Source organism: Bacillus cereus group sp. MG16 (assembly GCF_040459875.1).
GTDB classification, from domain to species: Bacteria; Bacillota; Bacilli; order Bacillales; family Bacillaceae_G; genus Bacillus_A; species Bacillus_A paranthracis.
In genome coordinates this window covers 2,972,709-2,984,566 of record NZ_JARVHE010000001.1, presented here as the reverse complement: position 1 = coordinate 2,984,566, position 11,858 = coordinate 2,972,709, and the positions used below count along the sequence as shown (strand labels likewise).

The window sequence follows — 11,858 nt, the reverse complement described above, 5'->3', positions numbered from 1 at the left end:
AAATTATAAATGGGGAATCATTGTCTGGAGGGGTGTCATTCTATGTATTTTTCGTATAGATAGTGGTTCAAGTGGAAGCTTTCCTTACTAATTCAGTTATATAGTTGAAAAATCCATTGTGGTTTACATCATATACTACATTTACAGGTCGCCCACCATCAAATTCCACTGTACGCCCCTGGCTTGGTCCGTATGTATGAACGATACTATTAATCGTTTGAGTTTTTGCGAGGTTAGTGTTTCCGACAAGCGCAGTTGTTAGTACATCCCACAAGTAGTAAGTAGAGTTCGTTGAAAAGTGAACGAGGGGAGGAACCATCGCATAGCATTGACCAAGGAAATCTACACCAATATACTTTCGTTCTTTTGCCCAACGTTCACGTATGTCTATAGTTAATGGAACTTGGTTTGTACTTTCTAGTGTCACTAAGTCGATTTCAATTTTTGATTCCCATACACGAGCTACTGCTTCAGGATCCCAAAACGAATTCCACTCAGCTGTTCCGTCATGCTCTGGTTCATGTACATTGCCTGCGGTAAGAAATGTACCCCCCATCCAAACGAGACGTTCAATTTTATCTTCGACTATGGGAGCTTCATATAATGCACGAGCAAGGTCAGTTAGGGGTCCCGTAAATAATAAAGTTGTTTTCCCTTCCGTTTGTAGAAGCGTTTCTATTAAGTGATGATGTGCAGACTTTGCTGCTACAGGTGTTTTAACTTTTCCAGCCTCATTTAAAATGGGTAAAGCATCTACATAAAATGCATGCATCCGCCAGTCTTTTGGAAATGGATTTTTCGCACGGGAATTTGATGCGGCTACTTCAATATATTTTTTGCTGAAGCGATCAATAATTTTGCGACTTGCAGATATTGCTGGTTCCAAATAGCAATCAGCAGGGATAACTGAAACACCTGTAAGTTTGACATTATCCATCTGAAGTAATAAAAATAGTGAAATTAAATCATCTACACCACCATCATGATTGAAGTACACTTTTTTCATCATTGTAATCTCCATCCTATTTGATTTAGTTAGAAATTAAACATGCATTGAGGAAAAGTCATCAATAATTTCGACTACTTCAATTTCGCCATTAATGAGTAGCTCAGGGAGTTCGTTATTCACATTTCCTTTCCAATATTCTCTATATTGTTCCATTTTTTGAGAAAAGGAATAGCATCTTCTTTCGGTAAAAGATTCCCGTCACCTTCAAAAGAACTTCCGATTACTCGTAGTTTAACAATCTGCAAAACTTCTCGATTGTAAGAATCAAATAATGCTTTCCATTTTAAAGCATCTTCATAGCTTTTAGCAGCATATAAACAAGACAATCTTGATGGATAATCAGGATATTCTTGCAGCCTAACCATTTCCACAATCGTTTCTCTAATGGCTCTAATTGTTTGATCCATGTAATTCATAACTACTGTAGCATTTTCATTCTTTATATGTAATTCTTCATTTGTATAATGTTCTTTTAAAATTTGTATAGAATCTTCACCATTAGAATTTAAATGTTTTCTTTCAAAAAAGAAGTGGAATAGCGTATTAGTTTGATTTTTATTAAATTGAATGCTTTGTCCGATCTTCATTTTTTTCCTTGTTACGATATGATATACGAAAAATCCTTGTTCATTCATGGTTCTCCTCCTAGTAGTAATGTTTCAATTTAGTAATTCAACATTGAAATATATAAAACCTTTATAAGTAAAAGTGAGAATTTGAGTTGAAAGCAAAGAAAATATATGAAAACGTTTTAAATTTGTTCACAAAATGTTCACTTACGAAGAGGTTTCCAATATCGATATAATGACAAAGACTCAAAGAGAAAGGATGATGAATTTTGCCAACAACAAGAAAGGAAAACCTCCAATTTGGTATGATGATGTGCCTTGGGATGGTTATCGTAATGACGTTTTACAATTTACTAACGAATGGATCAGGAGGGCCAATTCATATTAAGGAGATCGCATTAGAACTACTAATTGGATTTATTATTGCGCTATTAATTGAAATATGTATCGTTGGACCTTGTGCGAAAAAAATTGTATTCATGCTACCGTTTGATAAATCGAAGAAAATAAATATTATAGTTGCGATGGCGACAGCAATGGTAATCGGAATGGTGTTCTTTATGTCATTTTTCGGAATGACTATGATGCATTTACATGGTGGGCTACAAGGGGATTCATTTGTTTCAATATATTTTACAATTTTTATTAAAAATTTCATTATGGCTTATCCATTACAATTAATTATTATGGGGCCACTTGTGCGTTTCTTATTTGCAAAGTTTATTTTGAAGAATAAAGCTGTAAAAGTAGCGTAAATAAATTTGTATTATCTAATTATAAAAATTATATAATATTAAATGTGATCTATTGAAAGATTGTAGCATGCATAATGAAGATAATCTAAATCATACGTTTAGTTAGGTGAAAACATTATGAAAATTAAGAAGGTATTATGAGTCAAAAAAATATAAGTAGAGCTATGTGTGAAAAAGAGATTTTAAAGTAAAACAGTGACATATACAAAGAGGGGTGCAAATGCAACCCTCTTTGTACATTCTATAAGCTTTACCGTGCCAAAGAATATGGTATATGTAAGAGTCTTGATAGGTTTATTGCTTGGATTGAACCAACTTAAAAAAGGATTGTACGTTTTGTGGGCTTGAAAAATTATCAAAGACAATAAAATCGTCTCCATGGTTCATGGTTATTTTTTTGATAAAGGGAATTGCAGACATCTCTAATACAACCCCATCCGTATGACTGAAATCTTCTATTTCAGTATATTTGAATTCCCATTTTAGTCCTTTTCCAAACATAGCATCAGAACAGAACAATAATCTTTTATTTGTAGCAGCTAAAATGCCAGATCTACTGATATAACCAAAATTTATTACGCAGTAGAGTGTAGAAAGAATATCTTCTTCACTGTTTAAGTGTTCTTTTATTGTTGAATCGGCTACACTAAGTTGGACAGATACTATAAGGGCTAGTAGACTTAACATACTAACCTAAGGGAGCGTGCTACTATGTCACGTCAACGTCGAACTTTTACACCAGAATTTAAACTTCAATTAGTAAAGCTATATGGAAATGGAAAGTCCCGTGCAGATATCTGTCGAGAATATGAAATAACGCCTTCTGCGTTGGATCGCTGGATTAAGAATCATCAAGAAACTGGGACATTTACTGCTAAAGAAAATCGGACAGAAGAAGAAAATGAGTTAATCAGATTACGTAAAGAAAATCAACGTTTAATGATGGAGAATGACATTTTAAAGCAAGCAGCGCTGATCATGGGACGAAAATAGATGTGATCCGAAATAACACTCACAAATATTCAGTATCAGCAATGTGTAACGTCCTTAACATCGCCAAAAGTACCTACTACTATCACGCCAAGCCGCGTGAACAAGACGCACATGAAAAAGAAGACGTTGAGCTTTCCAACGAAATAGAACGACTCTTTAAAGAAAGCCGTAGTAACTATGGTACTCGTAAACTCAAAGTAGAATTAAAGAAACAGAAGATGGTCGTTTCTAGACGTCGAATCGGTCGAATTATGAAACAATTAGGACTTGTATCAAATTATACGGTGTCACAATACAAGCCGTATAAACAAACCTGTAATGAAGCACCAATCAAAAATGAGTTACAACGTCAGTTTAAACAAGAAGAGCAATTAGCTGTAGTTGTCAGTGATTTAACATACGTCCGTGTTGAAAAAAAATGGCACTATGTATGCTTATTTGTGGACCTTTTCAACCGAGAAATTATAGGTTACAGTGCTGGTCCAAATAAGACAGCAGACCTTGTGTATAAAGCATTAGCGAGTATTAAAGGAAATTTACATAACATCAAGATGTTTCATACAGACCGAGGAAAAGAGTTTGATAATAAACTGATTTCAGAGGCTTTAGAAACATTCAGAATTCAACGATCATTAAGTATGAAGGGCTGCCCCTACGATAACGCTGTGGCCGAAGCGATGTTCAAAGTGTTTAAAACAGAATTCGCAAACGGAGCACACTTCGCTTCTCTTGAACAGCTCGCTCTTGAACTTGATGATTATGTTCATTGGTTTAACAACATTCGAATTCACGGAACACTAGGCTATTTAACGCCAGTGGAATATAAGAAACAGACCTTATAAAAATTGTCCAGTCTAGTGTTGACATTCCATGTTCCTAGATTCGCCTTCATGAGCAGGCCCCCTTATTATTGTAAGTAAAGTGTTGTTAAATTTATTTTATCATATATTAACATTTTGAAATTTGTATTATTGAATTTTAGTTGAGGGATGAAAAGGGAAAGAGAATTCTTTTTAATTTCTAGTACAATAAAGTAAGGAGAATATGAATAGAAATTAAAATATTACTAAATATACGTAACTAATGAATACAATGTCTTTTTCAGTTATTATGTTGTAAATCATTTTATGATAAAATCTTTTACATAATTTAATAAAGGGGCAGTATTCTATGGGTTATTTCTCAAATGGTTTATTAGTTGTGTTTGTGCTTATCGTATGTAGTTGTATAATTTTTGGTTAATAATATAATGAGAGTCTTATATAAAAGAAGTTATCTCAAGTGAGATAACTTCTTTTTATTTTATGTTGAGAAGGAATTCTATTTTTCTTATTGAAGTTTGTTCTAGTTATTTTCACGTCAATTGCAATTTTTATAAGGGGAATTTTATGGAGCATTAACAAACTATAGAATAAGGAGTATTTATATGGAAAATAGTATACGCTACACAAGTGAACATCCTACAGATTTTAATGGATTATTAGACTTATACGAATCTTTAGGATGGAATTCTCTTAAATTAACGGTTAATGAATTGGAACAAATGTGTAAACAAAGTTGGTATGCAATTTATGCATTTGATGATAAGAAGTTAGTAGGAATGGGGCGTATTATATCAGATGGTGTAATAACGGGCGTTATTTGCGGTGTATGTGTAATGCCAGAGTATCAGTCCATTGGTATTGGAAAAGAAATAGTAGGACGGTTAATCCAGCGATGTGAACAAAGCAAAGTTATTCCACAACTTATGTGTGTACAAAAATTGCAATCTTACTATGAATCTATAGGGTTTGAAGCATTCTCTATTGGGATGACAAAACATATTATGAGATAGCGGTGCTTTATATTTTCAGTTTACTCGTACATATTTTCAAACTTCATTATAAAGGAGAATTGCTGTATGGAGATTGCAAAAGGGGTAGAAATGTTACAACTCGAATTTCAAGAATTTATCATTCACCCAATTCTTTTATGGAATGATGAAATGGCAGTTTTAATAGATACTGGTTTTCCTGGACAATTCGAAGATATACAAGTAGAGATGAAGAGAGTTGGGGTATCTGTTGATAAGCTAAAAGTTGTGATTTTGACACACCAGGATATAGATCATATAGGTAGCCTTCCTGATGTATTGGAGAATGGTGTAAGCGATATTAAAGTTTATGCGCACGAGTTAGATAAACGATATATTGAGGGGGATTTACCTTTATTGAAAGATGTACATGTAGAGAATCCACCAAAAGGAAAAGTGAGTGACACAGTGATTGACGGGCAAGAACTTCCGTATTGCGGTGGAATACGAATTCTCCATACTCCAGGGCATACTCCTGGTCATATTAGTTTATATTTGAAACAAAGTAAAACTCTTATTGCAGGAGAATCGATGTATAGTGTGAATGGAAAGTTAGGAGGAATTCACGCCCCAACAACTTTAAATATTATGGAAGCACAGCAGTCTTTGGAGAAGTATTTAAATCTAGATATTGAATCTGTAGTTTGTTACCATGGGGGATTAAGTAAGGGGAATATAAAGATTCAACTTCAAAATTTGTAAAAGTCGAAGATAATAATTTTTTGATAATGGATGCTAAATTATAAAAAAGCATGTTTGAAAAAAATTCAAACATGCTTTTTATTAAAGGAAATCTGTTTAATATGAATGACCTAATCCGTTCCAATAAAAAGAAACGATTTTTTGTGCTAATTCATCTATATTTGTAAGAATAGGATTGTCATTTTCATCTTTAAAATTCCCAATTGATAATAAAGATACGAATGCATGAGCGGCAAATTTAGGGTTTCCTTTTTGGATTTCTCCAAGTTGCATCGCTTTATCGAGTGCTTTTTCTAATACTTCATACATGCTATCTTCAGCTTTTTTTAATTCCTTCAATTGTTCTTCAGATAACGACAGTTTTGCATCTTTCATAAAATTTTTCATATCGATATCCATTGTGGCATGTAAGTAAACTTTAGCAAAGTTTAATAATCTCTCTTCTAAAATATTGTTTGTAGAGAGTATTTGCGACATATTCTCACGTATACGTACCATCATTTGAATCATAGTAGCGGTAAATAAATCTGCTTTTGTTGAATAGTAATAGTAGACGGTTGCTTTCGTAACACCACAAACTTTTGCTACTTCCTCCATAGAAACGACTTGATAATTTTGAGTAAGAAATAACCGAGTTGCAACTTCTAAAATGGTTTCTTTTGTAGATTTTGTATTTTTATTTTGACGAGGCCTTCCAAGAGGGCGTTGTTTTTGTTCCAAATCCATTCGCTCCTGACATGTATTGTTTAGATAATTATAACATAATTTTTATTCATTCTTGATTAATTAACCGACCAGTATATATAATTAATAGTGGAGGAAAAAAGGAAGGTGGGTTTTTTATGAAAAAGCACCCGTTACATATGTTAGGGAGGCTTGTAGCAGGGAAAAATACGCAATGGATCACTTTATCGGTATGGATTCTTATTACATTATTACTTTCATTTACGTTACCACAAGTAAACAGTACGAAAGAACCGAACCCGAAAAATTTACCCGAAACAGCTATGTCGCAGCAAGCGGAAGCACTTATGAAAAAAGAGTTTCCGAATAATGCGGGGAATCCTTTGTTAGTAGTATGGTATAGGGATGGTGGATTACAGTCGCAGGATTATAAACTCATACAAGACGTTTATAAAGAGTTAAAAGCTAGTCCTTTAAAGGAGCAATCAACATTACCACCATTTGATACAATCCCGGAACAAGTATTATCAAAAAGTGCCTCAAAAGACGGTACATCATTTGTTACACCGGTATTTTTTAACAAGTCGGCTGGAACAGATATATTAAAAGGAAATCTTGAAGATTTAAGAAACATAGTAAATAGTAAAGTCGATGAAGATCCATTCAAACGAAAAATTAGTGACGCTGGTTTACATGTTCGATTATCTGGACCTGTTGGCATTCAAACGGATGCAGTTAGCTTATTTAGTCAAGCTGATGTAAAACTGTTAGTTGCTACTGTATTACTTGTATTAGTCCTATTAATTTTGCTATACCGTTCACCAATTTTAGCAATTTTACCTTTACTTGTTGTTGGCTTTGCATACGGTATTATTAGTCCGACGCTTGGGTTTTTAGCTGATCACGGATGGATTAAAGTAGATGCACAGGCGATATCAATTATGACTGTACTATTGTTTGGTGCTGGAACGGATTATTGTCTATTTTTAATTTCGAGATATCGGGAATACTTGCTAGAAGAAGAAAGTAAATATAAGGCATTGCAACTTGCAATTAAAGCTTCTAGCGGAGCAATTATAATGAGTGCGTTAACAGTTGTACTTGGATTAGGAATATTATTACTTGCTCATTATGGTGCCTTTCATCGATTTGCAGTGCCATTTAGTGTAGCTGTATTTATAATGGGAATTGCTGCTTTAACGATTTTACCAGCATTTTTATTAATTTTCGATAGAACTGCATTCTTCCCGTTTGTACCGAGAACAATTTCGATGAATGAAGAATTAGCAAGAAGGAAAAAGAAAGTAGTAAAAGTTAAAAAATCAAAAGGCGCCTTTAGTAAAAAACTTGGAGATGTTGTAGTACGAAGACCGTGGACAATCATTATGCTCACTGTATTTGTATTAGGTGGATTGGCATCATTTGTACCACGTATTCAATACACATACGACTTATTAGAATCGTTTCCTAAAGATATGCCTTCACGCGAAGGGTTTACGTTAATTAGTGATCATTTCTCAGCTGGTGAACTAGCGCCAGTAAAAGTTGTTGTTGATACGAAAGGAAAAGAGCTTCCTATAAAAGAAGAACTAGAGAAATTTTCTTTTGTAAATACAGTTAAAGACCCCAAAGAGGGTAAAGAAAATAAGCAAATACAAATGTATGAGGTTTCCTTAGCTGAAAATCCATACTCAATTGAAGCGTTAGATCAAATCCCTAAATTGAAAAACAGTGTAGAAAAAGTATTCAAAGATGCTGGGATTAGTAATGCAGAAGATCAACTATGGATTGGCGGAGAAACAGCTTCATTATATGATACTAAGCAAATTACGGAACGTGATGAAGCTGTTATTATTCCAGTAATGATTAGTATTATAGCTTTATTATTACTTGTTTACTTACGATCAATTGTTGCGATGATTTATTTAATTGTAACTGTTGTTTTATCATTTTTCTCTGCATTAGGAGCCGGATGGATATTACTTCACTTCGGTATGGGAGCACCGGCCATTCAAGGTGCAATACCGTTATACGCATTTGTATTTCTAGTTGCTTTAGGTGAAGATTATAATATCTTTATGGTTTCAGAAATATGGAAAAACAGAAAGACACAAAATCATTTGGATGCAGTAAAAAATGGCGTTATACAAACAGGTAGTGTCATTACATCTGCAGGTTTAATTTTAGCCGGAACTTTTGCTGTATTAGGAACACTTCCAATTCAAGTTCTTGTTCAATTTGGTATTGTAACAGCAATTGGTGTATTACTGGATACGTTTATTGTAAGACCACTACTTGTACCGGCAATCACAGTCGTTTTAGGCCGTTTTGCTTTTTGGCCAGGAAAACTTTCAAGGAAGAGTAAAGAGATACAAAAAGTGGATGCGTAGTTGAAAAAGCCAAGGATATTTTCCTTGGCTTTTTTCAATGTAATTAATTTTTTGAAGTCAAATCATCAGATGCAGCATGATCAGCATCTTCAATATCGGTTTCTGGCATTCCATATAAGCCGTTCATTGCTTGTTCTTCGATAGTAAGATTGGCAGTATTATTATTTTGAATAGGTGTAGCGTTTTCGATAACATTTTCATTTTTATTTATATTTATATTTTTGTTATTCATGTATGAATCCTCCAAATTTCATTTGATTTATTTATAGTATGTGGATGGATTTCCAGAAATATGTGAATTGATTCTTATAGATGTAATATAATTAAATAAACAATTAGGGTGAAATGTAAACTGTTAGGAGTGAACAATTATGGTGAAAGCAAGGAAATTAGCCTCCTAAAATAAAAAGAAAATTTTAGGAGGCTATTAAAATGAAGTTTCATGTAATGGATAGAGAAAATTGGAATAGAGAGCAGTATTTTGAGCATTATTTAAAGTTGAAATGTACATTTAGTATGACTGTTAATGTTGATATCACGATGTTATTAGAGGAAGTATATCAAAAGGGAATAAAATTTTATCCCGTTTTTATATACTTAATTTCTAAAGTAGTAAATAATCATAAAGAATTTCGAACATCTTTTAATGATGAAGGAGCTTTAGGCTATTGGGAGGAAATGATACCGAGTTATACAATCTTTCATAAAGATGATAAGTCTTTTTCAAGTATATGGACGGATTATTCAAGTGATTTCCGCACTTTCTATAAAAATTATGAAGACGATATGAGATACTATGCTAGTGTCCATGGTCTTTTCACGAAAGAAAATATTCCGCCTAATGTATTTCCGATTTCTAGCATACCTTGGACTAGTTTTACTGGATTTAATCTTAATATTAGTAATAATGCTGATTTTCTATTACCTATTATAACTTGTGGGAAATATTTTAATGAAGAAAATAAGATTATGCTACCAATTTCATTACAAGTTCATCATTCGGTTTGTGATGGATATCATGCGAGTCGATTTATAGAAGATTTACAGGAGTTAAGTAATAGTTGCAACGAGTGGCTGAAATAAAAACTAATTTTAAATTATATACAAGTGAAAATAAATAATAGAAGAGATCATGTTTATATTGCATGGTCTCTTTTTTATTCATCTAAAGAACAGTGGAAAATATAGGTTGATTTGTAGTTTAATAATAAGTAGTGTGATTAATTTAAATTTTCTTTATTTTATAACTGTATTGTTTACAAAAATATTATCTTGTAATAATAAAGGGGAAAAAAATGACAATAATATCTATAGAAAAAGCTACAATTTTAGATGCAGAAAAGTTAACAGAAATAATGACAAGAACATTTGATGAAGAAGCAAAACGATGGTTATGTGGTCAAGGTGATGTTATTGACTATAACATCCAACCACCAGGGTATTCTTCAGTAGAAATGATGAGATATTCAATCGAAGAATTGAATTGTTACAAAGTGATAATGGATGGAAAAATAATCGGGGGAATTATAGTTACGATCTCAGGTAAGTCATATGGCCGGATTGATCGTATTTTTGTAGAGCCTGTTTATCAAGGAAAAGGAATTGAATCAAATGTTATTAAATTAATAGAAGCGGAGTATCCAAGCATAAGGATTTGGGATCTTGAAACATCTAGTAGACAACTTAATAATCATCATTTTTATAAAAAGATGGGTTACCAAACAATTTTTGAATCAGAAGATGAGTATTGTTACGTGAAAAGAATAGGGACGAGCTCAAACAAAGAAAGTGTATTTAAAAATGAAGACATAAAAAATAGCCAATATGAAAACTGTAACTTGGAAAATACCGAGTATTATCAAGTAAATTTAAAAAATAGTTCATTTATTGGTAGTAATATAATGCATATGAATATGAGTAATTGTAATGTAAGCCAATCTAAGTTTAGAAATATAAACTTTAAAAGATCTTTATTTGCAGATTTAAATCTTTCTGGCAGTAAATTTAGTTTGGTGACTTTAGGTGGAGTTCAATTTAAAGATACAAGTCTTGGAGATGAGAAGGAACCTATTTTATTTGATAATTGTGATTTACAAGGTAGTGTAATACATAATAGTAACTTGAAGAATATTGAAATAGAAAATTGTGATATAGCCGGTATGAAAGTAAATGGTATTCCAATGGAAAAGCTGCTTGCATTATATAATAAAGTAAAAAGTTAACCCTAATGTATAATGTAGATAAGTTTGTTCGTAAATCTAATATTATGCCGAAATAATTATATAAAAATAACATAAAGAAATAAAGGAGAGAAGGGGTTTCATGCAGGAGGCTAGAATGAATATATGTATTGTTAAGAATATGGAGGGAAGAAAATATGACGATCAAAGTAAGAGCAGTAGAAATACAAGATGCCAGAGCGATTCACCGTATATGCATACAAGATGACGTTTTACCTTATATGGTTTTCTTACCTAGCATGCGTGTAGATGCGATGGAAAATAGAATTCGAAATTTAGCACCAAATCAATTTGAATTTGTCGCAGAGTATGATGGGGAAGTTGTAGGATTTGTTGGGTTAACCCAAAGTCCTGGACGTAGATCTCATTCGGGTGATTTGTTTATCGGGGTAGATAGTGAATATCATAATAAAGGCATTGGAAAAGCTCTTCTTACAAAAAAGCTTGATTTGGCTGATAATTGGTTAATGTTAGAGCGAGTGGAACTTGGTGTTTTAGAAACGAATCCGAAAGCGAAATCTCTATATGAAAAATTCGGATTTGTAGAAGAGGGAGTAAAGATAGGGAATTTGAAGGCTCACGGAAAGTTTATTAATGAAATTATGATGAGTCGTTTTAGACCTGACGGTTTAATCATACATAATGGATAGTGAAAGCATGACAG

12 protein-coding genes and 1 pseudogene are annotated in these 11,858 nt (G+C 32.8%); 8 read left to right on the top strand and 5 right to left on the bottom strand.

Annotated elements, in window-relative coordinates; all coding sequences use genetic code 11:
* Positions 1–67 precede the first annotated feature (67 nt).
* Both QCI73_RS15450 and QCI73_RS15445 read right to left on the bottom strand, forming a co-directional pair.
* On the bottom strand, positions 68–1,009 hold the full coding sequence (locus QCI73_RS15450) for a nucleoside hydrolase (RefSeq protein ID WP_353823287.1): 942 nt from the start codon (positions 1,007–1,009) through the stop codon (positions 68–70).
* A 33-nt stretch (positions 1,010–1,042) separates the two neighbouring features.
* A pseudogene (locus QCI73_RS15445) lies at positions 1,043–1,644 on the bottom strand (DUF2441 domain-containing protein).
* Between the two features lie 203 nt (positions 1,645–1,847).
* On the opposite strand from QCI73_RS15445, the gene QCI73_RS15440 reads away from it, so the two are divergent.
* Positions 1,848–2,333, top strand: a complete 486-nt coding sequence (locus tag QCI73_RS15440) for a DUF2798 domain-containing protein (protein ID WP_001143424.1) — start codon at positions 1,848–1,850, stop codon at positions 2,331–2,333.
* 294 nt (positions 2,334–2,627) lie between these two features.
* Here the strand turns inward: QCI73_RS15440 and QCI73_RS15435 are convergent, their stop codons facing one another.
* Complete coding sequence (locus QCI73_RS15435) at positions 2,628–3,020, bottom strand: PH domain-containing protein (RefSeq protein ID WP_353823286.1); 393 nt, start codon at positions 3,018–3,020, stop codon at positions 2,628–2,630.
* A gap of 24 nt (positions 3,021–3,044) precedes the next feature.
* Between QCI73_RS15435 and QCI73_RS15430 the strand changes: the two genes are divergently transcribed.
* From QCI73_RS15430 to QCI73_RS15420, 3 genes are all read left to right on the top strand, one after another.
* A protein-coding gene (locus QCI73_RS15430; protein ID WP_085964333.1) for an IS3 family transposase occupies positions 3,045–4,168 on the top strand; the annotation gives its coding sequence in 2 pieces (ribosomal slippage) (positions 3,045–3,291 and positions 3,291–4,168; 1,125 coding nt in all).
* A 584-nt stretch (positions 4,169–4,752) separates the two neighbouring features.
* Positions 4,753–5,160, top strand: a complete 408-nt coding sequence (locus tag QCI73_RS15425; protein WP_353823285.1) for a GNAT family N-acetyltransferase — start codon at positions 4,753–4,755, stop codon at positions 5,158–5,160.
* Between the two features lie 66 nt (positions 5,161–5,226).
* Entirely contained in the window at positions 5,227–5,880 is a 654-nt protein-coding gene (locus QCI73_RS15420) for an MBL fold metallo-hydrolase (protein ID WP_353823284.1), read from the top strand.
* A gap of 96 nt (positions 5,881–5,976) precedes the next feature.
* On the opposite strand, the gene QCI73_RS15415 is transcribed toward QCI73_RS15420, so the two are convergent.
* Complete coding sequence (locus tag QCI73_RS15415) at positions 5,977–6,606, bottom strand: TetR/AcrR family transcriptional regulator (RefSeq protein ID WP_353823283.1); 630 nt, start codon at positions 6,604–6,606, stop codon at positions 5,977–5,979.
* A 116-nt stretch (positions 6,607–6,722) separates the two neighbouring features.
* On the opposite strand from QCI73_RS15415, the gene QCI73_RS15410 reads away from it, so the two are divergent.
* A complete protein-coding gene (locus QCI73_RS15410; protein WP_353823282.1) occupies positions 6,723–8,954 on the top strand; it encodes an MMPL family transporter in 2,232 nt (743 codons plus the stop codon).
* 43 nt (positions 8,955–8,997) lie between these two features.
* On the opposite strand, the gene QCI73_RS15405 is transcribed toward QCI73_RS15410, so the two are convergent.
* Positions 8,998–9,186, bottom strand: a complete 189-nt coding sequence (locus tag QCI73_RS15405) for a DUF4021 family protein (protein ID WP_353823281.1) — start codon at positions 9,184–9,186, stop codon at positions 8,998–9,000.
* 200 nt (positions 9,187–9,386) lie between these two features.
* Between QCI73_RS15405 and catA the strand changes: the two genes are divergently transcribed.
* The 3 genes from catA (at position 9,387) to QCI73_RS15390 (ending at position 11,844) form a co-directional block, all read left to right on the top strand.
* Complete coding sequence (catA, locus tag QCI73_RS15400; protein ID WP_353823280.1) at positions 9,387–10,037, top strand: type A chloramphenicol O-acetyltransferase; 651 nt, start codon at positions 9,387–9,389, stop codon at positions 10,035–10,037.
* A gap of 212 nt (positions 10,038–10,249) precedes the next feature.
* Entirely contained in the window at positions 10,250–11,176 is a 927-nt protein-coding gene (locus tag QCI73_RS15395; RefSeq protein ID WP_353823279.1) for a GNAT family N-acetyltransferase, read from the top strand.
* A 155-nt stretch (positions 11,177–11,331) separates the two neighbouring features.
* On the top strand, positions 11,332–11,844 hold the full coding sequence (locus QCI73_RS15390) for a GNAT family N-acetyltransferase (protein WP_353823278.1): 513 nt from the start codon (positions 11,332–11,334) through the stop codon (positions 11,842–11,844).
* The last annotated feature ends 14 nt before the right edge of the window (positions 11,845–11,858 follow it).

Bases quoted from the DNA above. Each gene is read 5' to 3' on its own strand.
- QCI73_RS15450 (WP_353823287.1), bottom strand. From the start codon at position 1,009: ATGATGAAAAAAGTGTACTTCAATCATGATGGTGGTGTAGATGATTTA.
- QCI73_RS15405 (WP_353823281.1), bottom strand. From the start codon at position 9,186: ATGAATAACAAAAATATAAATATAAATAAAAATGAAAATGTTATCGAA.
- QCI73_RS15410 (WP_353823282.1), top strand. From the start codon at position 6,723: ATGAAAAAGCACCCGTTACATATGTTAGGGAGGCTTGTAGCAGGGAAA.
- catA (WP_353823280.1), top strand. From the start codon at position 9,387: ATGAAGTTTCATGTAATGGATAGAGAAAATTGGAATAGAGAGCAGTAT.
- QCI73_RS15390 (WP_353823278.1), top strand. From the start codon at position 11,332: ATGACGATCAAAGTAAGAGCAGTAGAAATACAAGATGCCAGAGCGATT.
- QCI73_RS15395 (WP_353823279.1), top strand. From the start codon at position 10,250: ATGACAATAATATCTATAGAAAAAGCTACAATTTTAGATGCAGAAAAG.
- QCI73_RS15420 (WP_353823284.1), top strand. From the start codon at position 5,227: ATGGAGATTGCAAAAGGGGTAGAAATGTTACAACTCGAATTTCAAGAA.
- QCI73_RS15415 (WP_353823283.1), bottom strand. From the start codon at position 6,606: ATGGATTTGGAACAAAAACAACGCCCTCTTGGAAGGCCTCGTCAAAAT.
- QCI73_RS15435 (WP_353823286.1), bottom strand. From the start codon at position 3,020: ATGTTAAGTCTACTAGCCCTTATAGTATCTGTCCAACTTAGTGTAGCC.
- QCI73_RS15425 (WP_353823285.1), top strand. From the start codon at position 4,753: ATGGAAAATAGTATACGCTACACAAGTGAACATCCTACAGATTTTAAT.